A 26,368-nucleotide genomic window follows, 5' to 3' on the forward strand; every position below is an offset into this window, starting at 1 on the left:
AATGGGGATGATTCGCGGGTCGTTGGAGCATGCCGGAACCGGCCTGTCCGCACCATTTTGCCGAGCCGCCGAACTCGAGGAAATCAAGAACCAGCTTCGTAGCGATGACTGCCGGGCGGTGTTCCTGAGCGCCGAAATGGGACTTGGCACCACCTTTCTCCTGCGGGAACTTGCCAAGGAAACCCGAGGGCATGCCGCCGTCATCACCATTCACGGGACGCCGTCGCTCTCCGCCATCCCCTTTGGCGTCCTGACCCCCCACTTGAAACGGGCCACCGCGGCGTTCATCGTCTCCAATGTTGATGCCATCCGGGAAATATTGACGCTCTTGGAGGAACAGGAAGTCGCACTCCGCGCAACCCTGGGGGAGGGTGGCCAGATCGGGTCCCCGCTGTTGATCATCGATGAGGCCGACAGCATCGACCAGGCCACCGCGGATCTCGCCGTCCGCCTGGTTCAGGCCGGCCGGGTCAAGCTGGTTGTCTCACATCGGGCCGCCAGCGAATTGGTGGATCCGCTGCCGCAGTTGTGGGACTCGGGGCTGGTCGAGCGAATCCAGCTCAAACCGTTGACGCGCGAACAGGGCCACAACTTCTGCGTGGGCGTGTTGGGCGGGCGGATCATGGCCAGCAGCAGCTGGTACCTCTGGTCCACCACGGGCGGGAACCCGCTGCTGATGTGGCTGGTCATGGCGGACGCCCACGCCAACGGCCGGCTCCTGCAAAAAGGGGACGTGTGGATTGCCGAGATGTCCCTGATCCCCCGCGGGCACCGGCTCCAGGACGTGGTTCGGGAACAACTGCGGGGCCTCTCGAGCAAGGCGCGGCAGGCGCTGAACCTTGTGGCGTTGTCGGAACCGGTAGCGGCAGGGACCGTCGAGGACATCGTGGGGAAGGGCCCCGTTCGTGAACTGGAGGCGCGGCACCTGATCCAACGGCCGGCGGCGAATGAGGGACAGCTCCAACTCATCAATCCCATCTACGGGGAAGTCATCCGGAACATGGTGCCGCGGGCGAAGAGCCTGATGCTCCACCAAGAGCTGGTGGAACGGTTGGAGAGGGATAATTTCAACCCGGAGTCCCTGCTGCGCCGCGTCGTCTGGGCCATTGACAGCGGTGAACAGGTGCCGGGTGAGAAGTTGTTGCTGGCGGCCATTTATGCGTGCAAGCTCTTCCAATCACCGCTGGCGCTGCGGCTGGCGGCCTTGGCCACGGGGGAGGAATTCGCCCTGCGGGCCCGCAAGATCAAGGCGCGCGCCCACTACAACATGGGCAACTACACGAAAGCCGCCGAACTGCTTGACGGTGTGGAGGGGCAGGCGGACAACGTCACCGAGCTGCTCTTTGGCGCCGTCTTGCACTCGGCCACGCGTTCGGCATTGGGCCTGGCACCGGAGTCCATTGCCCAGGATGCGCAGACCCTGCGGTCGACCGGCGAACGCCTGGCCCAGGAGAACCCCGCACAGGCCGGGGAGATTCGCATGCAGGTCGCCGAGCGGGCCGATGTGCTGGAGATCTTAATGCTCTCCGTCACCGGCAAGTACAGGCAGCTGGGACCTTCGATCGAGAGGTCCCTTGGCATTCCGGTTCGCCAGGAAGATCCCGAATACTGGTACAACCGGGCGATTCTCCTCGCCGTGGACGCCGAACGGCTCAGCGCGCTGGGCCACCCGGTCCGGGGACGGGCCCGCGCCGCCCAAGCCCTTGCCATCCCGCAATCTATGGGGCACGACGTCTTCTTCCTGCCGGAAATGATCTTTGGCCGCCTGCAGACCGCGTCCCTGTCCGCCGGCGAGTGGGATGAGGTCGAACACGTCCTGCAGTCCGTGGACATGGATCTGGGGCCCGTCACGGTGTCCTTTGGCGGCAGCGCCAGCGTGGCGCGGGGCATGACCTTGTTGCGTCAGGGAAAAATCGGTGCCGCATTCGAGATCCTGGCCGCCGGCGTCGAGGCCCTGCGGATCAGCGATCCCCAACAGCTGTTGGGTTTTTGCACCGCCATGGGATTCTACGCGGCAGCGGTGCTTGGCAAGAAGGATGCCGCCGAGAGATTGCACCGGCAGTACCGGGAGGGTCACGGCATGTTCGTGGTCACGGCGCATGAGCGGGCCTTTGTCGCGGCCGGGCTGGGCCACCTCAACGGTGGCGGACATTTCGCCCTGGTGAAGCTGGCGGACGTCGCCGCGGCCGCCGAATTGCGGCTGGCGGAACTTAACGCCCTCAGCCTCGCCCTGGATTTTGCCGTGGACTCCGTTTATCCGCGACTGAGCCAGGTGGCCGGGCGCGTTGAGGGGCGCTGGGCCGAGGCCCTGGCTGCGTTTGGGCAGGCCATGACGGAGGACTCCGGGGCGGCCGCGGTGTCGGCAGGAGAGCTGCTGGTGGACGCCCAACTTTACCAACACGCCGTCACGGCATTCAAGGTCGCCGAATCGCGCTCCACCCATGACCGCCAGGGGGCCGTGGCCCACAGCGCCCGAGTCGGGCTCGCCCGGGCCAACGCCGCCCTGGGACTTGCGGACCATTCGCCGTCGGCCACCGATGGCACCTCTGTCCGTGTCCAGGACAGCCTGTCAAAACGCGAGCTGGAGATCGCCAGGCTCGCCGCGAACGGCATGTCGGACAAGGACATCGCCGCGCGATTGCAGGTTTCGGTCCGGACGGTGGAGGGCCACCTGTACCGCAGCTATGGAAAGCTGGGCATCACCACCCGCAGCGAACTTCCCCTCGTCGTCTCCGCATAGGCCGCCCGCGACCCCCTGCTACCCGGGCAACGCAATCCCGGCATCGGGTCCTGGCGTGGTGCCTTTGAAACGAACCACGACCTCCGTACTTTGGCCTCGAACCAAGTACCTGCACCTACTTGACTAGGTAGTCGTCCAAGTAGTCATCCACCAAATACGCGCCGTCCCGCCCCCATAAACGGGTAGCAATCACGGATGTGGACACCCCCCACCGAGACGTTAACTGGAGTCATCCCACCGGACTTCAGGATGAGAAGGTCTCAAATGTCTCAGTCATTGCACGCGGTGGTGCACCCCACCGGGGGAGTCGAAATCGACCTCGGAGCGCACCGACGCCAGGCGCAAGTCGTCGCCCCGTCGCTGCCCCGGCCGATCAGCCTGCTTGATGGACCCCATCGAGCTCCCAATTCGGAGCCGGCGACGGATAAGCCTTCTGAGACCAAGGCTTTCCCCCAGCCGTCGTCGGCTCCCCCCTCTCTGACCGGATGTGGTCCCGCACCGCGCGTGCCGTGGGTGGGACGGCGAATTCGGTGAGTGACCTCAAGAGCGGGTCACGCACCCACACCACCACGCCCCACCCCGCCGGCAAGAACGCGCAAAGCGCCCAAACGGCCCGGCCGAAGCACGGCGTGTGGGATCAAACCCAGCACCCGGTGCGCCAGGCCGAGGCAAACAACGGCCAGGGATGGTCCACCGCCTTTGCCAGGCGCATCCGGTTAACGGACACGGTCATCACCCTCGGCGTAATCGCCGCCGCCTACTTCGGCAGGTTTGGCCTGGACGAACCGTCCCTGACCCAACGCGCCAACCCCGGAACATATGTCGGGATTAGCCTGCTGATCCTGCTCCTGTGGAATGCGGACCTGGAGGCGTTCCGGACCCGGGAACGGCGAATATTTGGTGCCGGCGCCACCGAGTACAAGCGCGTGCTGCACTCCACCGTGCGGGCGTTCGGGGCCCTGGCCATCATCATGGTCGTGTTTCGGCTGGAGGTGGTCCGCGGATTTTTCGCCATCGCACTGCCGCTGGGCCTGGTGCTGCTCGTCCTCGGCCGGTGGCTGTGGCGCCGCTGGTTGGCACGGCAGCGGGCGGGCGGACACTACTTGTCCAACGCGGTGATCCTCGGCGAGACGGCGGATGTGCGCTATGTGATTTCCCAGCTCGAAGCCAATCTGTCCACCGGATATCGCGTCGCCGGGGTCGCACTGACCTCCATCGAGACCGAGACCGAACTGCATCCGCCCTGGTACAGGGTCCCGGTGCTCTCAAGCCTGGCCGACATCTCCCGCGTTGTGCTCCTCACGGGCGCAGACTCCGTCATTGTTGCCGGCCAGCTCCCCGGCGGGCCCAAGACCATCCAGGAACTTGGCTGGCGGCTGGGCGACCTGTCCACGGAACTCGTCCTGGCCTCAAGCCTGACGAATGTTGCCGGACCCCGAGTTCACTTCCGTCCAGTGGAAGGGTTGCCTCTCATGCATGTGGAACTGCCCCAATACTCCGGCGGAAAGCACATCTACAAGCGTGCCGTGGACATCTTCCTCTCCGGCCTGGCGCTTCTCATCCTGACCCCGCTGCTTGCGGTCCTCGCCGTGATTGTCCGGCTGGACAGCCAAGGCCCCGCCCTGTTCCGCCAGGAGCGGGTGGGACGCAACGGGGAGACGTTCAACATGCTCAAGTTCCGCTCCATGGTGGTGGGCGCCGAGGCTCAACTTGACGCCTTGGCGAAACAAAACGAAGGGGCGGGCGTGCTCTTCAAGATCGCCAACGATCCGCGGGTCACGCGGTGCGGCCGCTGGATGCGCCGGTTCTCCCTCGATGAGCTGCCCCAATTCGTCAACGTTCTCCGGGGCCACATGAGCCTCGTGGGTCCCCGCCCGCCGCTGGCCAGGGAAGTGGCGAAATATGAGAAGCCCGCCCATCGGCGCCTGCTCATCAAGCCGGGGATCACCGGGTTGTGGCAGATCAGCGGCCGCTCGGACCTGGCCTGGGAGGAAGCCGTCCGGCTCGATTTGTACTACGTCGAAAACTGGTCCCTGACCGGAGACTTCATCATCCTGTGGCGAACGTTCAAGGCCATGTATGCCCCGGAGGGTGCCTACTAACCACCAGCAGTCACGGATTTTCAAAATTTCAAACGAAACGGAAAGCGTAATGGTCTCGATTTCAAGTCCCCTCCAGCAGCACCTGCTGGAGCAGTCACCTGCCCAACTCAAGGTTGCCGTCATCGGCGCCGGGTATTGGGGTCCCAATCTGGCCCGAAATTTCAGGGCCGCCCCGGATTGGGATCTGGTGGGCATCGTTGACATGGATCTGGACCGGGCACGCAACGTTGCCGGGCCACTGGGTGATATCCCGGTCTTTGCCTCCCTGGATGAGCTCCTGGCCTCCGCCGACGTGGACGCCGTCGCCATCGCCACCCCGGCCCGCACCCACCACCTTGTTGCCCTTGCGGCGTTGCGCGCCGGCAAGCACGTCCTGGTGGAGAAGCCACTGGCCGCCAGCCGGGACCTGGGCCTTGAAATGGTCGCCGCTGCCGCCGACGCCGGGTTGACCCTGATGGCCGATCACACGTACTGCTACACGCCGGCGGCGCTGAAGATCAGGGAATTGATCGCCGAGGACGCCCTGGGTGAGATCTTGTTCATCGACTCGGTCCGTATCAACCTGGGCCTCATTCAGCCCGACGTCGACGTCTTCTGGGACCTGGCCCCGCACGACCTCTCCGTCATCGACTTCGTCCTGCCCGGCGGCCTGAAACCTGAAACGGTGACCGCCCAGGGATCCGATCCGCTGGATACCGGCAAGTCGTGCGTCGGCCACCTGAACTTCGCCCTGCCCAACAATGCCATGGCAYACATCAATGTGAATTGGTTGAGTCCCACCAAGATTCGACAAATGGTGATTGGCGGGTCCAAGCGGACCCTGGTCTGGGACGACCTCAACCCGCAGCAGCGGCTGAGCGTCTATGACCGCGGCGTGAACCTGGAAAAGGTGTCCGTCACGGCCGCCGAGCGCACGGCCCAGGCCATTTCCTACCGGCTCGGCGACACCTGGTCCCCGGCCCTGCCGGAGAAGGAGGCTCTGGGTCTGATGGTCGCCGAGTTTGCTGCCAGCATCCGTGAAAACCGTTCCTCGCGAACCAGCGGCTTGGCGGGGCTGCGGGTCCTGAACGTCCTGGAAGCGGCCAGCCGAAGCCTGGACAACGGCGGGGAAAGAAGTTTCGTGGCAAGCAGCGAGGTTGAACTTGAGGGGACACGATGAGCAACTTGCAGGGGGCCACCGTCTTGGTGACGGGCGGCGCGGGAACCATCGGATCCACGATTGTGGACCAGCTGCTCGACGCCGGTGTGGCGCATGTGGACGTCCTGGACAATTTGGTGCGCGGCCGGCGGGCCAACCTTGACACCGCCCTGGCGGGCGGGCGCGTGTCGCTGTTCGAGGGCGACTTGCGCGACCGCGACACCGTCCACGACCTCACCCGCGGCAAGGACCTCGTGTTTCACCAGGCCGCCATCCGCATCACCCAATGCGCCGAGGAACCCCGGCTGGCACTGGAAGTGCTGGTGGATGGAACCTTTACCATCCTGGAGGCGGCCGCCGAACACAAGGTGGACAAGGTGATCGCCGCCTCCAGTGCCTCCGTCTACGGCATGGCGGAAGCGTTCCCGACCACCGAACGCCACCACCACCACAACAACGACACCTTTTACGGTGCCGCCAAATCCTTCAACGAGGGCATGGCCCGCAGCTTCAAGGCGATGAGCGGGCTGGACTACGTCCTGCTGCGCTACTTCAACGTGTACGGCCCGCGGATGGATGTCCACGGCCTGTACACGGAGGTGTTGGTGCGTTGGATGGAACGCATCGCCGACGGCATGCCACCGCTGATCTTCGGCGACGGGCAGCAGACCATGGACTTCGTCTTTACCGAGGACATCGCCCGGGCCAACATCCTCGCCGCCGGCAGCGAGGTCACCGAAGGCGTATACAACATTGCCAGCGGTACGGAAACCAGCCTGCTTGGCCTGGCCGAGGCGCTGTTGCGGGCCATGGACTCCCCCCTGGGTGTGCAGCACGGTCCGGAACGGGCCGTCAACGGCGTTGCCCGGCGGCTCGCCGACGTCACGGCCGCCCGGCGGGACCTTGGCTTTGCCGCCACGACCGGCCTGGAGGACGGGTTGCGAAGCCTGGTCGACTGGTGGTTGCCGTTACGCGAGGAAATCGCGGCGGGGCGTACGGTGGGAGCCGGAACGGCGGCTGCCCGATGAACGCCAACGTCTCGGCGGAGGTCGCCGCGCTGCCGCGCATCAATGTCATGTTGCCCTGGCTGGGCACGGAGGAAGCGGACGCCGTGGCCGCCGTCATCGCCTCCGGCTGGGTCGCACAGGGCCCCAAGGTGGCCCAGTTTGAGACCGAGTTCGCGCAGGCGCAGGACGCGTCCTTTGCCGTGGCCACGTCAAATTGCACCACGGCGCTGCACCTGGCCCTGCTGGTGGCCGGGGTCAAGGCCGGGGACGACGTCGTCGTCCCGTCCTTCTCCTTCATCGCCACGGCGAACGCGCCAACGTACGTGGGCGCCCGGCCCGTGTTTGCCGATGTTGACGCGCAGACGGGCAACGTCACGGCGGAGACCATCGCGGCCGCGCTGACGGCGGCGACGCGGGCGGTCATTGTTGTGGACCAGGGCGGCATGCCCGTGGACCTTGAACCGATCCGCGCCTTGTGCGACCCCCTCGGTATCGAGGTGGTGGAGGACGCCGCCTGCGGCGCAGGATCCACTTATCACGGACGGCCGGTCGGGGCGGGAGCCAACGTGGCGGCGTGGTCGTTTCATCCCCGCAAGATCCTCACCACGGGCGAGGGCGGAATGCTCACCACCGCCAACGCGGACTGGGCCGGCCGGGCGGCGAAACTGCGCGAGCATGCCATGAGCGCCTCCGCCAAGGAGAGGCACGCGTCGATCCTGGCACCGCAGGAGGAATACACCGAGATCGGCTTTAACTTTCGCATGACGGACATGCAGGCGGCCGTGGGAATCGTCCAGCTGGGCCGGCTCCCCCTGGCCGTGCGGCGGCGCCGGGAGATCGTGGCCCGGTACGCCGAAGGCCTGGCGGACGTGCCCGGGCTGCGGCTCTCCCGCGACCCGGACCATGGAACCAGCAACTTCCAATCATTCTGGCTGGAGGTATTGCCGGACTTTGGCAGTTCCCGTGAGGACGTGCTGGCCCATCTGGCCCGAAGCGGCATTTCCGCCCGCCGCGGCATCATGGCCTCACATCGCCAGCCCGCCTACGCCGGGCGGGACACCGGGGCCGCCGACCTGTCCGTGACCGAACGGCTCACGGACAACACGCTGATCCTGCCGGTGTATCACCAGCTCACGGACGGCGACCAGGACCGCGTCATCGACGCCGTCCGGTCCGCGGGAAGGGACGGCCGGCCGTGGCGGAGCTGATCTTGCTGGCCGCCAGCGGCCTGGCCCGCGAAGTGCTGGCCTCCGTTCGCGCGGGAGCGGCGCACACCGTCCGCGGCTATCTCGATGACGACCCGGCCCTGGCCGGCACGCTCCTGGACGGGGTCCCCGTCCTTGGCGGGATCGAGGACGCGGCGGCGTACCCGGGGGCCGTGTTCGTGGCGTGCGCCGGCAAGGGCGCCTCCCGGGAACGCATCGTGCGCCGACTGGCCGCCGCTGGGATCGGCGTCGAGCGGTACGCCTCGGTCATTGACCGATCCGCCAGGGTCGCCGAGGGCGCCACCGTGGGCCACGGCAGCATCCTGCTCGCCAACGTCGTCTTGACCGCCGACGTGCACCTGGGCGCCCACGTGGTCGCCATGCCGCAGGTGACGTTCACACACGACAACCAGGTGGCCGACTTCGCCACGTTCACGGCCGGGGTCTCCCTCGGCGGCAGCGTCCGGGTCGGCCGCTGCGCCTACCTCGGCATGAACGCCAGCGTCCGGGAACGGTGCACCATCGGCGAGGGCGCAACGGTGGGCATGGGGGCCGCCGTCGTGCAGGACGTGCCCGACGGCGAAACCTGGGTCGGTGTCCCGGCCCGCCGGCACACACCCCACCTTGACCCATCTGCCTTGGCGCTCGCCGAAGGGAGGTCCTGAGATGGAAAAGCTTCCCCTGGTCGACCTGCCCGCCCAGCAGGCGGAGATTTATGACGATATCCGGTCAGAAGTTGAGGAGGTCCTGCGCTCGGCCGCCTTCATCGGTGGACCGGCCGTGGGGCGGTTCGAACGCGAATACGCGGAATATACCGGGACCGGGCACTGCATCGGCACCGGAAACGGCACCGATGCCCTGGAACTGGCATTGCGGGCCTGCGGGGTGGGTACCGGGGACGAAGTCATCCTGCCGGTCAACACCTTCGTGGCGACCGCGGAGGCCGTCGCCCGGATCGGCGCCGTGCCGGTGCTGGTGGATGTGGACCCGGAACAGCTGCTCATTGACCCGGCCCGTGTCGCCGATGCCCTGGGCGCGCGGACCCGGGCGATCGTGCCGGTGCACCTGTTTGGCCAACTCGCACCCATGGACCAGATTCAGCAGCTCGCCGACTCCTGCGGTGCCGTGGTGGTCGAAGACGCCGCCCAGTCCCAGGGCGCCCGCCGCAACACGAAGGTCTCCGGGTCATTTGGCCTCGCCGCCGCAACGAGCTTCTACCCCGGCAAGAACCTGGGCGCCGCCGGCGACGCCGGTGCCGTGACAACGGACGACCCCGACGTGGCCGCACAGGTGCGGATGCTCGGCGGGCACGGCAGCAGCAGCAAATACGTGCACGACGTCGTGGGCATGAACTCACGGCTGGACACCCTGCAGGCCGTGGTGCTCAGCGCCAAGCTGCGCCGCCTGGACGGGTGGAACGCGATGCGGCGCGCGGCCGTCCAACGGTACGCCGAGCTGTTGGCCGACGTCCCGGGCGTCAAGATTCCCGTGTCCGCCCCGGGCAATGAGGACGTCTGGCACCTCTATGTCGTCCAGGTCCAGGACCGGGACGGGGCACTGCACGAGCTGCACGCGGCCGGCATTGGGGCCGGAATCCACTACCCAACCCCCGTCCACCTGACCAAGGCGTTTTCCTACCTGGGCCGGGGCGCCGGGGACTTCCCCGTTGCCGAGGCCGCCGCCGGGCGGATCCTGTCCCTGCCGCTCTTCCCGCACATCACCGCGGGGCAGCAGGAGCGGGTCGTCGGGGTGCTGTCGGAGGCACTCCAATGAGGTCGTCCGCTCCGTCTCGCGCGGCGGCGCCGGAGGTGACGGAGCCGCGGGACGCCAACCGGCTCGCCGCGTCCAACGGAAAGCCCCACTGGGACGGCCCCAAACCGCGGCTCGCCTTTTTCCGCCCGGTGCGCATGGATCTCCCGTCCTTCGTCACCGGGCACCTCAATGACCACGTACGGTGCCTGGGTCAGTTTTTTGATGTGACGGTCATCACCGACGATGCTGACTACGACAAGGTGTGCGACCGCCTTCAGCCCGACCTCGCCCTTTTCGAATCGGGTGCCTATGTTCGTTCCACCCGACGCATTCGCAACACGGCAACGCACCCGGAGGTCCTCAAGCTCGGCCTGCTTGACGCGGATGCGTATTGCGTTACCAGGTCGGTGTTCCTGGCAGACATGGATGAATGGGGCGTCGGGGACTTCGTCACGCATTCGGTTGCCATGTCCGGTCACACTCCCGACATCGCCGACAGCTTGATCTCATGGCCGAACTTCGCGGAGAGTGCGATCTATCACAGCTATGCGGGCGGGAAGTCCGAGCGGATACTGCTCTCCGGGAGCCGGGCGTCGAACTACCCCTGGCGCGTCGCGGTGGACCGGGCGATCGAGGAGAGCTACCCCGTCCGGACCATGCCGCACGGCGGCTGGTTCGACCGCGCCGTCGCCGCGGGAATGCCGGTGGGGGCCGACTATGCCCGCCGGCTCAGCGCGGCCTTGATCGTACCGACCTGCGGCACGATCGCCCACGAGCTGGTGCGCAAACATCTTGAAATTCCGGCGTCGGGGGCCCTGCTGCTGACGGAGCGTACACCCGCGGTCGAGGCGGCAGGTTTCATCGACGGTGAGAACTGTGTCTTCTCCGATGAGGTTGATGCGGTGGCACGGCTCGAATACCTCTTTGCGAACCCCGACGAGCTCTCGATGATTGCGGCTGCCGGCCAACGCCTCGCCCATGCCCAACACGACATCGACAACCGCGACCAGGTGCGCCAATGGTACGAATTGACCCGGGCGGCCGTCCAGCGCGGCCGCGGCGAGCGGGTGGTGCAACGGGACCCCTTCACGCCCCTGGAGCTCGTGCCGGCCGGCATTGTCCTCCACCGCGATGCCCCGTCGGGGCGTGACCTGGACCTGATCGCTGAGGGCACCCGGGCCGCGGCAGCGGGGGAGTTGCCCATGGCCCTCCGATCGTTCAATGCGGCCCTTGCCCTGCACTTCATTCCCGAGGCCGCCCTTGGCCTGGCGCGGTCGCAAATCGCGGGCGGGCAACCTGGCGCGGCGCTTGAGACGATCTCGTTCACCATCGCGCAGAGCATGAGCGTTCATGGAGCCACGCGGCCCGACCCCGTCGAGTGGGCCATGTTAATCCGGGCCCTTCTGTGTGCGCGGCGGCGGCGGGCGGCCATCCGTCGTGCGCGGCAATACCGCGATCTGCGCCACCCCGAACTGGACCGCGTGCGTGCCTATCTCGGTATTCCCACAGACTTTTCCGTCGCGTCACGCCGAAGCGTGCACATCGTTTCCGCCCAGACGGAGAAGGACTGGCGCGCGAGCTTTGCGGCAGAGCTGGAATCCTGTGCCAACCAGCCGGTGAAGACGCGCATCCCGCACAGCTTCCACCGTTCGACGGCGCGCCGCTGGGTGGCGGCCGGTTGCCGCCGGGCGGTGCGCTATGCGAGCCCATTGTTGAGGCGATGACGGTGAGCCTGCGCGACAAGGCCGCCGCCGGAGTTCTCTGGACGACGGCCCAGAAATGGGCGGTGCGGCTCAGTGGCTTCGTGACGATCGCCGTGCTGTCGCGATTATTGGTTCCGGCAGACTTCGGCGTGATCGCCGTGGCGACCGCGGTCATGCCGCTCCTTTACCTGCTGGCCGATCTGGGGTTCTCGACGTACGTGGTGCAGGCGGAACGGGTCGACCAGCGCATCCTCAGCACGGCATTTTGGTATTCCACCCTGGCCGGCGGTCTGCTCGCCGGCGTGCTCGTGCTGATTGCGCCGTTTATCGGGGCAATCTTCCGACTGGCGGACGTCGTTCCGGTGCTCTACGCGCTGGCACCGGTCGTCATGCTTGTCGCGCTGGCATCAGTACCCATGGCGGTCCTCAAACGCCGATTGGCGTTCCGCGCCCTGGCCGTCCAGTCAATGGTGGCCAGCGTCGTCGGCCAGGTGGTGGCCGTGGCGCTGGCCCTCGCTGGAATGGGCGTTTGGGCGCTGGTGTGGCAGCTGCTGGTCGTCCAGGCGATCACCCTGGGTTGGGCGTGGGCGGCAAGCGCCTGGCGGCCCACCGCGCAATTTGACCGGCGGGAGTTCGTGGCCATGACCCGGTTCGGCGGCAACGTCGTCGGCACCGAGGTGATCGCGCTGAGCCGGTTGTGGGCGGAGACCGCGATCGTCTCCGTTGCCCTGGGCCCTGCGGGACTTGGCTTCTTGAACATCGCCCAGCGGCTCATCCAAGTCGCCCAGGACCTCACTGCCTCCGCAATCGTTCCCGTATCAACTGTCGTTTTTGCGCGAATACGTTCCGACGTGGGTCGCCTGGGCAGTGGATACCTGCGCGCCTCCGAGCTGACCTATGCAGCCATTGTTCCGGTTATGGTGTTCGTCAGCGTCGCCGCAGCGCAGATCGTCCCGCTCGTCTTTGGCGGGCAATGGTCCGAAAGCGTTCTTCCAGCCCAATTGCTTGCCGTCGCCGGCATCCTGACCATTGGCGCGTCCGTGGATCAAGGCTTGTTCTATGGGGCGGGCCGTCCCGGTCGATGGTTCGCCTACGCGACCGCCATTGACGCACTCACCGTTGCGGCCACCGTCTTGCTCGTGCGGTTTGGCCTGCCGGGGATTTGCGTCGGCTTCATCGCGGTCGCGTTCCTGGCGACAATCGTTCGCTGGGTGCTCACCGCCAGGATCGTCCACCTGCCCCTCGCTGTGGTGGCGCTGCCATTCTGGCGAATGGCGCTAGCTGGTATGCTCTCGGCGGCCCTTGGGATGGTGGTCGTGGTCGCCCTCGAATCCACGGCCGTGCCGACAATCGTCGTGGTCGCCGTGACCGGGCTGGCTGTCGCGGGCCCCTACGTTGCGCTGGTTCGCTTGGTTGCACCCCGCACCTTCGCCGAGGTGCTCGCACTCATCCGTCAACGCTTGCCACTGCGTTCCCGGCACCAGCCCCAACCTACGGAGGTCATCGCATGAGCGGCACGGCACACCTATCGGAACGTTTGCATTCCTTTGTGGACGACCACGCGATCTCGGGTGGTGTCGCGGCCATCGCGGCGTTCCTCGCCCGTTCGACGTTCAAGCCGACAACGTCGGTCCCCGCACGTCGCGCCGCGCTGAGCCCTTCACGGCGTGCCACCGTCTCGGTCGTGATTCCTTGCTACAACTACGGTCACTTTCTTCGGGGCGCCGTGGCCAGCGCTCTCAACCAGCCCGACGTAGACGTGCAGGTGATTATCGTCAATGACAGGTCCCCGGATGACACGGCAGCCATAGCCGACTCCCTGGCCGCCTCCGATTCGCGGGTCGAGGTCGTGCACAATGACGTCAATCTCGGCCATGTGGCAGCGTTCAATCGCGGGCTGCGGCGCGTCACGGGCGAGTTCCTGGTCCGACTGGACGCTGATGACTTGCTCACCCCGGGCTCACTTGCCCGGGCCGTCGCCCTGTTCGATGCCTTCGCGGAGGTCGGACTCATCTACGGCAACCCGCGCCACTTTACAACGCCCCAGCCCCCACCCGGTCGTGTCGGCCGGGTCAGCTGGTCCGTCTGGTCAGGGGCCACCTGGCTGGCTGAGCGCTGCCGGCAAGGTGTCAATTGCATTACCACCCCGGAAGCCATATTGCGCATGTCCGTGGTCGACCGGGTGGGCCCGCTGGACACCCGTCTCCGGTTCGCCCAGGATATGGAGATGTGGTGCCGCGTGGCTGCGGTGAGCGACGTTGCGCGAATCAACAGCGTGGACCAGGCCCTGCACAGGGACCATGCCGCCTCAATGAGCGCCAATGAGGGGTCCCCCTTCGACGTCGACTTGGCCGAGCGCCGCCTCGTGTTCGATGCCGTCTTTTCCGGCGTGGGCGCGGCGCTGCCGAATGCCTCGAGCCTGCGGGCCCAAGCCCATGAGTCACTCGATCGGGAGGCGAGGCGCCAGCGATCCCCTCGCCTTCGACGGGTGGCCCGACGTCTCGGAAATGAGCTTGCGTACGTGCGATGGTCGGTGTCAGGAATTTGATGGGGCCGGCGTTGGGGCGCACCCTGGAGGGGAAGGCAACACATGAGTGGGCATGAATTTTCCCAGACGGTGGTCATCGCGGCCGCAAATAGCTGGGACGGGGTAAGAATGGCCGACCGGCAATTGGCCGAGCGGCTCAGCCGCCATGCTCCCGTCCTCTATGTCGACCCGCCGCAGTCGGTTGTGTCCCGATTTCGCGAAAGGGGCCTGGGCGGGCTGGCCCGGAAGCCGTGGCTGCGCCGGATCGGACCCGGCCTGGCACGATTGAGCCCGGAGGCGTTGCCCGGATTTGCCCGCCCGGCAGTCGCTACGACGAATGCCCGCGCCATTGCCGCCCAGGTTCGCTGGGCCGTCGGCCGGCTGGGCGGCACAATACACTCGACGATCGAGGCCAATGTGCTCATGCCCGTCATGGGCCGCTGCGGCGAACAGCAACGGGTCTATTGGGCCCAGGATGACTTCGTCGGGCTGGCGCCGCTGGTTGGCCAGGATCCGCAGGCATTTGCCCGGGCGGATGAGGAACTGGCCAGCGCGGCCGACGTCATCATCGCCGCAAACCCTTCCGTTGCCCAAGCCCTCCGGCAACGGGGGCACGTGGCCCGGCTGATCCCCTTCGGATGTGACGATGAGCTCTTTGGAGCGACTGCAGCCCCGGCGGCCGACGTGCGTCTCGCGGCGCCCATGGCGGTCTTCATGGGCCATCTGGGGGACCGGATCGACCTTGACATCCTTGAGGCGGTCGCAGGATCCGGCGTCAGTTTATTGGTGGTTGGCCCGTTCCATCCGCGCACCGACGCGGAACGTTTCACCGCCGTACTGAACCGGCCCAACGTCCAGTGGGTGGGAGAGAGGGGCTTCGAGGACCTGCCGCGCTATCTGGCGCGAGCGGAGGTGGGGATCCTGCCGTACACCCATTCGCGGTTCAACACGGGCAGCTTCCCGCTCAAAACGTTGGAGTATCTGGCAGCGGGTCTTCCGGTCGTGGCGACCGGGTTGCCCGCCATCTCCTGGCTCGGCACGGAACACATCGACGTTGCCGAGGGTCCGGCAGCCTTCCGGGAAGCAGTGGCGGCCCGCCTCGCCCGTGGCCGGGACATCCCCGGCGACGCCGAACGCCGGGCGTTTGCTGCGCGGCATTCCTGGGCTGCGCGGGCGGCCGAGTTTGCCGATGCGATGTCACTCGGATCCTCCATCCCGGCCGAGCGCCGCTAGGTCAGTGGTTCTTGCGCCCTGACGTCGTTGAGGGTGGCCGGCCCGCCGCCCTGACGATGGGTGTGGGCCAGCCGCCAGTAGGCCCCGGCGAGGCCTGCTATGAGGAAGAGCGTCCCGGCGGCCATGGGAAAGGAAAACAGGTCGAAGAATCCCGTCATGACTGTCCCGGCGAGCATCGACGCCGCCAGCGCCGCCCCGATTTGACGCGGCAACAAGTCGGTGGAGGCCCGGCGTCCGCGCAGGCTGACCACAATGGCTGTGATCATGACTGTGCCGAAGGCGGCCAAGCCGACGAACCCCAGTTCGATGAGAATGCCAAGGTATTGGTTGTCCAGGATGCGGTACTCGGGCAGGAACGTGCCAAACCCGCGCCCGAACCACGGACTGCGTTCAACGAACATCCAAACCAGCCCGTAGCTGTCCGTCCGTGAAGTGGTGCTCGAGTCCGCGGAGATGCTCGCGAAAAGGTTGCGCACGGTGCCGAACATGCCGGGCACGGCGACATACATGACCCCGACCAGGCCCAGCGCCGCCGCGGCCAGCCGAACCCTGACCTTGCGCGGAAGCGTGGGGAACAGCGCCAGAATGCCCACGGCGACCCCGAGGAAGGCGGAGCGGGAGATTGACAACATGATGGCCGGCGCCATGAGGGCCACGGGCGCCCATCGGCGCAATGCGCTGCGCCCCGTATCCGTCAAGGCCAGGGACAAGGCGATGGGGAAGACCATGGACAGCACCGCGGCGTATTCGAGGGGGCTCTGGGCCGTGGCGGCCGACCGGGTGAAGCCGCCACGGTCGCCGAGGCTGGAAAAAGATTGGGTGGAGACGAGGCCGGGAATCTGAATGTAGTCCACGAGCGAGGATTTGGTGGCGAACTGCACGATGCCCAGGGTGGCCAGCAGCCCGCCGGCGAGCGCCAGGCGACGGAGCAGGACCACCAATCGATCCATGGTGGGGATCCCGTCGTTGGCCACGAAAAGGATCCCGGCCCAGGCGATCAGCCGAAGCAGCGACGTGTCCACCGTTGTCGACTCGGCCACGGGCAGCGGTCTCAGGCCCGCCGCCACATAGCTGGCCATGGCCGCTGCCAACAGCAGGAATTGGGTCAGCCGCACCGGCTGAAGCCCATTGGCACCCGACGGGCCGTTTCTTTGCAGGTGGAACCAGCACCACCAAAGGGCCAGGCCCAGGGCAAAGAGCGTTGACAAGGAGCCGGCGCTGCCCAGCGCGGCGATCCGCCGGTCCGACGGGATGGCGAACAGCAAAAGCATGAAGATGCTCAGCATGGAGACGGCGTCCCTCATGTACCTAAGCGCCTCCCGGGGCAACCGCCCGGTGCCGCCCCGCTTCATGGACATGCGATTCAGTCCGGTTGGCCGGCGGTCGGACCGGCAGCCGTGTTGGCCAGCGTGTCCCCTTCGGTGGGCGGGCTCGATTGGCCCCGCTGGCGAAGCTGCCGTTTCTTGGGAGCCGCCGGTCCCTTCTTGTGGACGGCCTTGGTGTCATCGTCGAGATTTTCCACCGGAGTGCCGACGTCCTGTGTGGCGGGTTCTTCGGCCAAGGATGCCTTGTGGCGCCGGTTGCGCCGGTTGATCAGGACGCCGTCCAACAGGCCCGTCAAGAGCACGGTGCCCGCCAATCCCAGAACCCCCACCACGCCCGTCAGCTGCGTACGGGTCTTGGCGACCAAGGTTGGTTTGGCATCGATCGCCAACGTCGTCGAGGTGATCCGGGACGCCGGGGGGACCTTCAGTTCGACTTGGAGCGTCAGCAGACGTGAGGGAACGGCATCCAAGACGGACTTCATCGCCGCGAGCGTGGCGGCCTGTGTGGGCGCCTTCGCAGTAATGAGGAGAATCGGGCCGCTGGTAGTCGGGTCCTGGCCCGCGTCGAAATCGGCACCCTCGTGGGGTGCGAGCAATTCCTTTTTGGACTGATCAGAGGATAAGGATTTGGACAAGACGTCCAGGGCCTGGTTGAGGCCGCCCATGTAGAGGAACGGGTTGCCGCCCGGGCCCACCGTGCTCGACGGCGGAAGGAGCACGGAACTTGCGTTGGCCGAGTAGCTGATGGGGGCCTTGTCAAAGGCGGTGTATGTCAGCGCGCCGGTGATGATGAGCCCTATGAGGACGAAGTACCAGCGCCGAAGGAGACCCATGCCAAGTTCGCGCAAGTACACGTATGCCTCCAAGCCCCGGATCGAACTGGTGTGGTGTGTCACACCTTGGCCAGTATATCCACTTACACGGCGAGGCCCTTTTTTAGGCGGTGCGGCGGCGGCTCGCCAACCGCAACTTCAACCGGTCCAGCCCTTCCTTGCCGGCGGCCTTCATCACAATGAACTTCCCCATGGCCCGCGCGGTTTCCCGGGTCGCCCGGGCCGGGACACGGACCAGCCGTTCCATCACCAGATCAGCCCGGGCCGGGGTACGGACATCGTCGAGCAGCCCGGCGTAGCGGGCGACGTGGGGGGCCGGTGAGGCCAGAGTGCCGCGCACCCGGTTACTAACGTTGGCGCCGTGAATCACTTGCAGCCAGGCCGGGGCGCCACGGACCACAATGGCGGGCATACGGTCCGCCAGTAGATTGTGCCACTCGGACCAACACGTCACGGCCTCGTCCCAGTCCTCCGCCACCGAGCAAAAGGCGTTGTGCTTGTCCGTTCTGGCAAACACTTCCGTACCGCTCTTGATCAGCCCATCAGCCAAATATATGGCGTGCCGTCCGCTGCCCGGATCGGACGACTGGATCCGCTGGATGAAGTCACTGGCCAAACCATCGTCATTGTCAAGGTTGGTGGTGATGAGGCGACGGCTGGCGCCCGGGGCATGGGTACGCAACTCGGCCAACAAGGCGGCGCGGTCCACGGACTCGGTGAAGATGGGCGTGTAGATGCCGGCGGCGGCGTCCGCGGCGATCTGGGACTTGAGCCAGTCAGGGCTTTCCGGGTCGAAGTAGATGATCCATGCGCAATCACCAGCATCCTGGGCGAGCACAGATGGGATGGTGTAGTGCCGGAACAGCTCGACCCGGTTGAGCAACCATTCGGGGCTGGCCCGAATGAGGCTTTCCGGGCCAGTCGACGGTAGGTTGAAACGGGTTAGCAAAAAGTGGGCCGTGTCAATCGCCATCAAGTCCCCTGTCGTCAATGGCGGCGGTCTGGGGCCCGCCGCGCCGTGGGGCTTCGAATGACCAATGCCCGATACTTCGAATCCTAGTCACGCAGAACGGCCCGTGTCGAGCATCAGGGATGCTCGGCACGGGCCGTTCTGGGCCGAAGGGACGGGTCAGCCGCCGATTTGGTAAATGTGGTAGCTGTACTCGTTCGGGAAGTCGTCGCTGAAATGGCCGTTGGCGTCGACCGGGATGGTGCGGTTTTCATCCACAACACTCACCGAGGAGGCCTTGATGTCGGCCGGCAGCTGGAAGGAGCGGGTGCCGGGTGACGAATTGCCGTCGACCATGGCAAAGACATATGCGGACCCGTCGTAGGTCTTGAGCATGGTGTCCAGGCCCGAACCAAAGCTGTATTCGTAGGACTGCGAGTTCAGCACCGGGGCCAGCTTCTTGATCTGGGCGTCCACCTGGGTGGCCGCGGCAACTTGGGCGTTGCCGCAGAAGTTGGGCGTCACCTGGGATTGGCGGATGATGTTGCTGCTCTGGCAGGGACCCGAGAGGCTCTGGTTGAAGTACACCAGGCCGCGGGCTTCGTTGATGATCGAGGACATGACCGCGCCCTTAAGCTGGCCGGGGGTGAGATTGGCCGTGAACGGCCCGCCGCCGGGCCCGCCATTCATCAGTTCCACGAATTGCCACGGCGCCTGGAGCTTGCCGTCGGCGGCATCCTGCTGGCGCAGCGAATTCATCGTCTTCCCGTAACTGGACGCTGTCCGGCAGTTCTTCTGGGTGACCGGGGTCAGGTAGGTGTCACGGTAGGGCGTCCAGCTGCAGTACGGGATCGTGTACCAGTACATGTCCAATGACACCGCGTCCGTGTAGTTGTTCACGAATGCCTGCGCATCGGATTGGTTCATGTCCTTGCTGATCACCATTTGGGTGAAATTCGTGTAGTTGAATCGGCCGCTGCCCTTGTTTTGGTCGACCAGGGACTGGAGCCATTGGCGGCCCGCTGCCGGCGTGTAGCGTCCATCAACCTCGTCATCTAGGAAGTTTCCCACCCAGTTGGTGCTGCTGTCGTTGAAGCTGCTGTTGAGCGCGTCGCCGATCCAGTACTGGTTGTTGTCCCGGAAGAGGCTGTACGGGGTGGACGAATCCATGCCGATGTAGGTGTTGATGCCAACGTTTTTGTCGTACTGGGCTTCCGCATTGCTGCTGATGCCGTCATACCAGACAATAATCGGGAAGAATGACGGGTCTGACCAGCCGGCTGCGTTGGCCTTGGGGAATTGCTTCCAGTAGGCGGAGCCGCCCTCCCAGGGGATGCGTGGGAGATTGAGCGTGGCCGGCACGGTTCCCCCGGCAGTCGGGGTGGGACTCGGGGGCGTCGTTGGCGTGGCCGTGGGTGACACCGTGGGCGATGCCGTGGGTGATGCCGTGGGTGAGGCGCTGACCGTCGGTTTCGAGGTGTTCGAGGGTGTGTCGGTGGGCGTCGGGGTCTCTGTGACACCGGACGGGGTGAACACCACGTCAACGTAGTAGTTGGAATTCAGGTAGTTTAACGTCGGCATCTCGCCGCCATTGCCGTAGGCGTAGACACCCCCGCCGGCGGGCACTGTCAGCTGGCCGCTAACTTTGGCCGTGTCCAGGCCGTGTTCATCGGCCGCGTAGCCGCCGGACGGTGCAAGGTAGGAGGCCGTGTACGTTTCTCCGGCGCTAATGCCGATCGGAGTCGCCAGGTTGACGGTTTGCCAGCCGGGAGCCGTTGACGTCGTGGACGCGAGCGTTTCGCGCGCCAGCGAGTTGCCGGCGGGACCCCACAGGGTGGCCACGTTGGAGATTCGGTCGGCCTGACCCTTGTAGAACTTAATGGCGGAGATGGTGCCGCTGACGCTGGCGGAGAATTTCATCCCCAGTTCGACGGAGCGGCGATCCGGGTCAACTGGTGTCCGCGGGACGGCGTTCTCGAAGACCGAGATGCCAGCGGCCGTGGCCGGGGAGTCGGTCATGCTTGAAATGGCGATGGTCGGAACCAGCAGAGCAAAGGCCGCCACACCGATCAAAAATGCTCTCGGATGCAACTTGCGATTGCCGGCCAGTCCGTTCCCGCGGGTTCCAGGCGGGCCGCCATTGGATGGTGATATTTTCATATGGGTCATTGAATAATCCTGGGTGAGTGAGACCATGGCTATTCCCCGTTATCAAATCTTAACATGACGTAGGCCACACTCGCGGGTTGACGCATATAGTGGATGACATCGGTTGTCGAGAGCGCCCGGAGGAGAATGCGTCGACCATGACGAGATTTGAGCTGGTGCGCTTGCTTGTTCGCCGGTGGTACGTGGTCCTCGCCGTGGCCGTGGCAACAGTGATTGGGGTGGGGCTGCTCCAGCCCCCGACTGTCGTCTACGGTGCCAAGGTCAACGTCATGTTCCTTCCGCCCGACGGGGTCTTGATGGATCAGACGGAATCGTTGATTTATTTCGCCGCCCTGGTGGAACGGACGTTCAATCAGGGTCACGCCGCGCCCAGGGTGTCCTCCGCCTCTGCGACGCTATATGGGGCCGGGGTCCGGCAAGGCTATTCGGTGTCATTGTTTGACACCGGTGGGCAGTGGCAAACGAACTTCAACCGCCCCGTCCTGCAGGTCGAGGTCGTCGATTCCGGTGCGGCCGCCGTCCAGACGCAGCTGGACGCGATCTTCACCAAGATCGATACGATCGCGCGGCAGACCCAGGCGGAGGCCGGGGTCAAGCCGGCGAAGATGATCCGCAGCAACCAGTCACCGAGCCCGCCGGTCATCGTCCGCGTCGGTGGGAGCCGATCGCGTGTGGCCGCCGGGATGCTGTGCCTCGGGTTGGGATTTGCCGTGGGCGCCTGCTACTACACGGACCGGATCCTGGCCCGGCGACGCCGGCGGATACCGGCGGCGCTCAGGGGCGGGCGCGTTCCGATCGGGAATCGTCGTCGCGTTCCCACCCCGTGAATCCTTGCCGGGCCCGTGTCTTGGCCACTAGCGCGATGGACGCGTAGAGGAGCGCGTCGATTGCCGACAGAGGCCCCTGGACACTTTTGACCAGCCCGCGGACACCCAAACCGGACCGTTCCTTTTCGACTGTGCCCTCGAGTTCAAGGTTGCCGCGGTAGACTCGCCGCAGAATTCCGGAGAGGGTCCGTGCCGAGCGCGGCGTGTGGACGACGACCGGCTCGGTTGGCAGAATCGCTATTTCATCGGCGGTGAACAGCGAATCGACAAACGCGTCGTCTCCCGTCACCGACGGGAAGTCGGCGAACCGGCCACGCCCCTCGGCGCTGAGCGCATACACGCCGGCGCCCCACAAGTGGGTGCCCATTTCGGGAATGCGCGTCCGTGCCCGGTAATATGCCCGAACCAGCGGATCCGCGGAGGAAGCGTCGTAGATGAAGGGCGGGCGTGCGGCGAGCGCACCCGGGGCGGCAAGGTGCTCCAACACTTCTCGCAGGGCGGTCCGCGTCAATTCAATATCCGCGTCGAGGTAGACGCGCGGCCAGGCCGTCGCCACGCCGTCCGCGGCGTTAAGGGCCGCCGTTTTCGACGGCTGGGCCAGATTCAAAACCGTCACCCCAGGAAGATCCGCACGGGCGGCGGTATCGTCCGTGCAACCGTTGCAGGCAACGATGACCTCGATCTGTCCCTCTGCCGCCAACGGCGCCAGGTGGGCCAGGGTCCGGCCAATCACTGAGGCCTCGTTGTGAGCCGGGATGATCACCGACCCTGACGGGAAGCCTGCCGGCGCTGCGGGCCCGGCGACGGCGGAGCTGGGGCCGGGCAGGCTCTCCCACCGGCGAATGCCCAGGAGGGCCTTGGCGGCCACTCGGTGCGAGGGCTGGTAGGACCTGGCGAATTCGGCGGCCGCTGTCACGGCCCGCACGGCGGCGGCATGAGCCCGTCCGTGGTGCGAGGCAGCATAGCGCACGCGGTTGACGGCCATCAGCGCCACGAGTTCGGCCGAGGAACCCGAGCCGCCCCGGCTGTGGCGCATGACGGCTGCGGGTTCGAACCAGACGGAGTGTCCGGCATTGCGGATTCGGCGGAAGTAGTCGGTCTCCTCCGAGTACAGGAAGTACTGTTCATCCCACCGGCCCAGGCTCTCCGCCACGTCGTGTCGGATGAGAATGGCGGCGCCGGTGGCCCAGTCGATTCGGTGCGGGTGCTGGTAGCTTTCGGCGTCGGCGTCGATCTCGGCCAACCAGCCGGGCCGTCCGGCCAGGTGCGAGCCGAGGACGGCTGCGGCCGCGGCGCGAGCAAGGGTCGGTTCCCGACGGAGCGAATGGTACAGCGAGCCGTCGTCGTCGTGTAGGAGCGGCACCACGGCTCCGGCTCCGGATGCCGTCATTCTCGCCAGCAGGGTTGCGAGTGCGCCGCGATCCACCGTGAGGTCGGGGTTGAGGATCAGGACCGCTTGGCAGTCACCGGCCCGGGTTGCGGCCACATTGATCGCACCGGCGTAACCGAGGTTTCCCCCGGTGGAAAAGGCCAGGACATCCGGGTGGGGGGCCAGCCGCTGCAGCGTCTCGTCCGTGGGGGAGTTATCGGCCACGACGACGCGGAGCCGCTGGTCGAACGTTTCGTCCCTGAGCGAGGCGATGAGTGCGTCGATACTGTCGGCATTGTTGTATGTCACCACAACCACGGCAATGTCGGCGGGTGTGCCGGCCGGCGCAAACTTCCCGGGGGTCGGGTTGCCCACCGGGCGGAGCGCGGTGGGCCTGTGACGTTGCAGCGGTTCGACTCCCGAACCGTCGTTGAACCGGCGCATGGCCACGTAGGCGGACGGCCCGTCAACCAGGTACCTGCGAGCCAGGCGGGAGGGTTCCAAGGCAAGCCGCCACGCCCACTCGAAGCCGTGCCGGCTGACCCAATCCGGGGCCCTGCGGACATTGCCGGCCAGAAAGTCGACCGCTGCCCCGAAACCAAGGAGCACCGGCGCCCCGGTTGCGGCCCCGTAGCGGGCCATCCACAGTTCCTGGCGCGGCTTTCCGAGGCCGACGACGAGCATGTCCACCTGGTGTGCAGCGATGTCGGCGGCCAGCTTCTCGCTCGTCGCCGGATCGGCGAGCTCCGAGCGCTCCGGTGACCACCATCCGGCCACGGCCAGGCGTGGTCGACGCGTCGCCAGCTGGTTCCGGAGCTCCGCCTGGGTGGCGGGCGAACCGCCGAGGAAGCCGATGCGCAATCCCTCCCGCTCGGCGGCGTCCAGCAGCGGAGCGATGAGGTCGCTACCGGCAAGCCTGGGCCACCTGCGCCCGGAGACACGCCGCGCCTGGGCCACCAGGGGAGCCCCGTCAATCAGATTGAGAAATTCAACGGAACCAAGTCCTTCCAACGAGCCATGCCACCGGCCGCCGAAGCCAAAATGGTGGATGTGGTCGAGATTGACCGACACGACGCACAACGGCAAGTCTCCTCCCGTCGTCGCACGGCCGGTGATGGCACGCACCGCCTCATCAAAGGGCAAGAGGTCTATCTGGATTCCGCCGAGTGTGACGAATTGGGCATCCATGGCTCGTGTCTACTTTCCGGGAGTTATGAACTTGGGCGTGTTGTCAGGGTGAACACCGAGTGGGCGCCGACGACCACGCTGATGGATCCGTCGGTGAGCCGGACATTGGGCACCCGCACCATCTCGGACGTGGCGTCGGTACGATAGACGGCCACGTCGCCGCTTCGGTGCACGTGGGGCAGCGTTATCTTGACGCTTGCTGCATCGCCGCCGTCGTGGGACCCGAAGACGGTCAGGCGGCCTGTTGCTGGATCGCTGAAGCAGGCGAGCTGTACAGCCTCGACGCTGCTGGAGCAGTCGATGAGGGCCGATCCGGCCGGCACGAATTCGAAGAGTTGGCGCATGACGAAGTAGCTCTTCCGTGGTGAATACGTACGGGTCGCCGCGTCGTAGGCCAGCAGACCCCAATACCCGACACTGTTGTGGTGCTCATAGAATCCGTCCCAGGCATCGTAGAATTGCAGGCCCGACATCCCGTGATGGAGCAGCCAGATGGCCAGGCTGGCGCTGTCCTGGGCGGTGTCCCAGCGGCCTGGATTGGGCGCGCCGGTGTCACATCCCGGGCAGGGCCCGGAGAACTCGGTGACCCACACATCGGATGGCGCGGAGGGATTTGCGGCCAGGGCCTCGGCAGCACCGGCGGTCGTTCCGTCGTAGGTGTGGATGCCGAAGTGCGCAAAGCGTGCCATGAGCGTCCCCGACGCCGCGATGGCCGGCCAGTAGTCGTGGACGGCCTTGTCCGGGCTTCCAGTGTCCGGGCCCACGAACATGATGTCATTCAGGCCGAGTTTGTCCAGCTGGACGGAAAGCTTTTCCATGAGTCGGACGTACTGCACCGAGTCGACCAGCGGTCCCTCGATGCCATTGACGTCGGGCTCGTTCAGGGGGCTCAGCAGTGTGAAATTCAGCTTCCGCACCACCTTGCCGTAGTAGGCCATGGAGGCGATCATGCGGACCCAGTAATCCTCTTGCGTCGGATCGATCCGGGTTCCGCCCATCCAGTCCGGCACGCCGCCCATGACGTTGACCGAAACCTGTTGCCCGGGAATGGATTCGATGTACTCGATCGTGTCGAACAAGTCGGCCATTTTGCCGCTGCGGTAAATCTTCTCGTAATAGGTCCAGTCGAAGGTGCCGGCGTCACCGTGCCGTGTAGGTTCCCAGTCCGCACGATCAATAATGACTCGCCAGGTGAGCTGACCCAGCTGTGCAATCTGGTCGATGGCCGGCTTCAATTCGCCACCGCGCCAACTATGGACGTTGGCGTTGACGCCCAGTCCGGTGATCCGCTGCAGGTGCGGCGCGTCGGCCAGGGCCGGGGAGCCGCCGTCGGCCGGCGCCGAGCGGGTCGGAGCCCCGGGCGTCGCAATGGGTGGCGGCGCAAGGGAGGCGGGCACGCTCAGCGGCGCATTGTCCGGGCCCCGGCCGGGACCGGGATCGCAGGCCGGCACCATTGCCAGGGCCAGGACACCGGCGACGGCCATGAGGCGCCTTAAGCTGCGCGGACTGCGTGGTCCCCCTGCCATGGCCGCGTCCTATCGCGAAGTCATGGTGACGTCGACCCAGTAGTTGGATTTGTTCCAGGTGTTGGTGGGGAATGCGGCGTTGTAGTAGTTGTAGACGCCGTTGCCGCCGTCGGTGCCATCGGCCAGGCCGTGCAGGGGTCCGTTGTCGGCGGAGCCGGCAAAGAAGTTTGTAGAAGCGGATCCCGGTGACGTTGCCGGGGATGTCGGAGCGGAATTTCATGCCCACTTCGACGGCATTGCCGTCCGYGGTGTTGGCCGTGCCGGGTGTTGCCGAGGTGCTAAAGACGCTGCAGGGGCAAACACCCGCGGCGGCGGTGGTGAAGGACCAGCTGTAGGGTGCGGCCATGGTTTGTCCGGTGGCGTTGGTGGCGCCGGAGACGGTGGCCGTATACGTGGTGCTGTAGGAAAGGACGCTGCTGGGGGTGAAGGTGGCCGTGTTGGTGGCGGTCGTGTAGCTCGTGGACCCGGCGACCGCGGTGCCGGCGGCGTCCTTGAGCGTGAACGTCACACTCGCGGCCGTCACCGCCTGGCTGAAGGTGGCSGTCGGCGCCGTGGAAATGGCGCTTCCGGTGGCGTTGTTGGCCGGCGTGGTGCCGGTCACCGCCGGTGCCGTGAGACCGGTGGCGGTCATGGTGACGTCGACCCAGTAGTTGGATTTGTTCCAGGTGTTGGTGGGGAATGCGGCGTTGTAGTAGTTGTAGACGCCGTTGCCGCCGTCGGTGCCATCGGCCAGGCCGTGCAGGGGTCCGTTGTCGGCGGAGCCGGCAAAGAAGTT

Annotated in this window: 18 protein-coding genes and 2 pseudogenes; 12 read left to right on the forward strand and 8 right to left on the reverse strand. The window is 66.1% G+C overall.

The window, feature by feature from the left end; genetic code table 11:
* Nucleotide 1 precedes the first annotated feature (1 nt).
* The 11 genes from AB4Y80_RS06120 (at nt 2) to AB4Y80_RS06170 (ending at nt 15,407) form a co-directional block, all read left to right on the forward strand.
* Nucleotides 2-2,740: a helix-turn-helix transcriptional regulator gene (locus AB4Y80_RS06120; protein ID WP_442212714.1), complete on the forward strand. Its 2,739-nt coding sequence runs from the start codon at nt 2-4 to the stop codon at nt 2,738-2,740.
* 530 nt (nt 2,741-3,270) lie between these two features.
* Complete coding sequence (locus tag AB4Y80_RS06125) at nt 3,271-4,842, forward strand: sugar transferase (protein WP_442212716.1); 1,572 nt, start codon at nt 3,271-3,273, stop codon at nt 4,840-4,842.
* 49 nt (nt 4,843-4,891) lie between these two features.
* The gene (locus AB4Y80_RS06130) at nt 4,892-6,001 is read left to right on the forward strand and encodes a Gfo/Idh/MocA family protein (RefSeq protein WP_442212718.1); all 1,110 of its coding nucleotides are present in this window, start codon (nt 4,892-4,894) and stop codon (nt 5,999-6,001) included.
* The gene (locus AB4Y80_RS06135) at nt 5,998-7,008 is read left to right on the forward strand and encodes an NAD-dependent epimerase/dehydratase family protein (RefSeq protein ID WP_442212720.1); all 1,011 of its coding nucleotides are present in this window, start codon (nt 5,998-6,000) and stop codon (nt 7,006-7,008) included. The genes AB4Y80_RS06130 and AB4Y80_RS06135 overlap by 4 nt, the downstream gene beginning before the upstream one ends.
* Nucleotides 7,005-8,195 (forward strand): DegT/DnrJ/EryC1/StrS family aminotransferase, encoded by a 1,191-nt coding sequence (locus AB4Y80_RS06140; RefSeq protein ID WP_442212722.1) that lies wholly within the window; start codon nt 7,005-7,007, stop codon nt 8,193-8,195. The genes AB4Y80_RS06135 and AB4Y80_RS06140 overlap by 4 nt, the downstream gene beginning before the upstream one ends.
* Nucleotides 8,183-8,857 (forward strand): acetyltransferase, encoded by a 675-nt coding sequence (locus tag AB4Y80_RS06145; RefSeq protein ID WP_442212724.1) that lies wholly within the window; start codon nt 8,183-8,185, stop codon nt 8,855-8,857. Before AB4Y80_RS06140 ends, AB4Y80_RS06145 begins: the two co-directional genes overlap by 13 nt.
* Nucleotide 8,858: 1 nt before the next feature.
* On the forward strand, nt 8,859-9,965 hold the full coding sequence (locus AB4Y80_RS06150; protein ID WP_442212726.1) for a DegT/DnrJ/EryC1/StrS family aminotransferase: 1,107 nt from the start codon (nt 8,859-8,861) through the stop codon (nt 9,963-9,965).
* Between the two features lie 35 nt (nt 9,966-10,000).
* Nucleotides 10,001-11,668 carry a glycosyltransferase family protein gene (locus AB4Y80_RS06155; RefSeq protein WP_442212728.1) on the forward strand — a complete coding sequence of 556 codons (1,668 nt, stop codon included), beginning with the start codon at nt 10,001-10,003 and terminating at the stop codon, nt 11,666-11,668.
* Between the two features lie 2 nt (nt 11,669-11,670).
* Complete coding sequence (locus AB4Y80_RS06160) at nt 11,671-13,158, forward strand: lipopolysaccharide biosynthesis protein (protein ID WP_442212731.1); 1,488 nt, start codon at nt 11,671-11,673, stop codon at nt 13,156-13,158.
* Nucleotides 13,155-14,195, forward strand: coding sequence for a glycosyltransferase family 2 protein (locus AB4Y80_RS06165; protein WP_442212733.1), 1,041 nt, complete (start codon nt 13,155-13,157; stop codon nt 14,193-14,195). Before AB4Y80_RS06160 ends, AB4Y80_RS06165 begins: the two co-directional genes overlap by 4 nt.
* A gap of 42 nt (nt 14,196-14,237) precedes the next feature.
* Nucleotides 14,238-15,407 (forward strand): glycosyltransferase, encoded by a 1,170-nt coding sequence (locus AB4Y80_RS06170; protein ID WP_442212734.1) that lies wholly within the window; start codon nt 14,238-14,240, stop codon nt 15,405-15,407.
* On the opposite strand, the gene AB4Y80_RS06175 is transcribed toward AB4Y80_RS06170, so the two are convergent.
* The 4 genes from AB4Y80_RS06175 to AB4Y80_RS06190 all read right to left on the reverse strand — a co-directional run bounded on the left by AB4Y80_RS06175 (nt 15,404) and on the right by AB4Y80_RS06190 (nt 20,578).
* Nucleotides 15,404-16,765, reverse strand: a complete 1,362-nt coding sequence (locus AB4Y80_RS06175) for an O-antigen ligase family protein (RefSeq protein ID WP_442212736.1) — start codon at nt 16,763-16,765, stop codon at nt 15,404-15,406. The genes AB4Y80_RS06170 and AB4Y80_RS06175 overlap by 4 nt on opposite strands.
* Nucleotides 16,766-16,770: 5 nt before the next feature.
* Nucleotides 16,771-17,586 (reverse strand): hypothetical protein, encoded by an 816-nt coding sequence (locus AB4Y80_RS06180; RefSeq protein ID WP_442212738.1) that lies wholly within the window; start codon nt 17,584-17,586, stop codon nt 16,771-16,773.
* 82 nt (nt 17,587-17,668) lie between these two features.
* A complete protein-coding gene (locus AB4Y80_RS06185) occupies nt 17,669-18,538 on the reverse strand; it encodes a glycosyltransferase (RefSeq protein ID WP_442212740.1) in 870 nt (289 codons plus the stop codon).
* A 156-nt stretch (nt 18,539-18,694) separates the two neighbouring features.
* Nucleotides 18,695-20,578, reverse strand: a complete 1,884-nt coding sequence (locus AB4Y80_RS06190; RefSeq protein ID WP_442212743.1) for a DUF4082 domain-containing protein — start codon at nt 20,576-20,578, stop codon at nt 18,695-18,697.
* Between the two features lie 242 nt (nt 20,579-20,820).
* On the opposite strand from AB4Y80_RS06190, the gene AB4Y80_RS06195 reads away from it, so the two are divergent.
* Nucleotides 20,821-21,510, forward strand: a complete 690-nt coding sequence (locus AB4Y80_RS06195; protein WP_442212745.1) for a hypothetical protein — start codon at nt 20,821-20,823, stop codon at nt 21,508-21,510.
* On the opposite strand, the gene AB4Y80_RS06200 is transcribed toward AB4Y80_RS06195, so the two are convergent.
* From AB4Y80_RS06200 to AB4Y80_RS06215, 4 genes and pseudogenes are all read right to left on the reverse strand, one after another.
* A complete protein-coding gene (locus AB4Y80_RS06200; RefSeq protein ID WP_442212747.1) occupies nt 21,458-24,067 on the reverse strand; it encodes a WecB/TagA/CpsF family glycosyltransferase in 2,610 nt (869 codons plus the stop codon). The genes AB4Y80_RS06195 and AB4Y80_RS06200 overlap by 53 nt on opposite strands.
* A gap of 23 nt (nt 24,068-24,090) precedes the next feature.
* Nucleotides 24,091-25,593 (reverse strand): hypothetical protein, encoded by a 1,503-nt coding sequence (locus AB4Y80_RS06205; protein WP_442212759.1) that lies wholly within the window; start codon nt 25,591-25,593, stop codon nt 24,091-24,093.
* A gap of 9 nt (nt 25,594-25,602) precedes the next feature.
* Nucleotides 25,603-25,747, reverse strand: a pseudogene (locus tag AB4Y80_RS06210) (DUF4082 domain-containing protein); the annotation flags it as partial.
* Nucleotides 25,748-25,807: 60 nt separating this feature from the next.
* Nucleotides 25,808-26,335, reverse strand: a pseudogene (locus AB4Y80_RS06215) (Ig-like domain-containing protein); the annotation flags it as partial.
* Between the last annotated feature and the right edge of the window lie 33 nt (nt 26,336-26,368).

Origin of the sequence: Specibacter sp. RAF43, from assembly GCF_052114065.1 — a bacterium.
Taxonomy (GTDB): domain Bacteria; phylum Actinomycetota; class Actinomycetes; order Actinomycetales; family Micrococcaceae; genus Specibacter.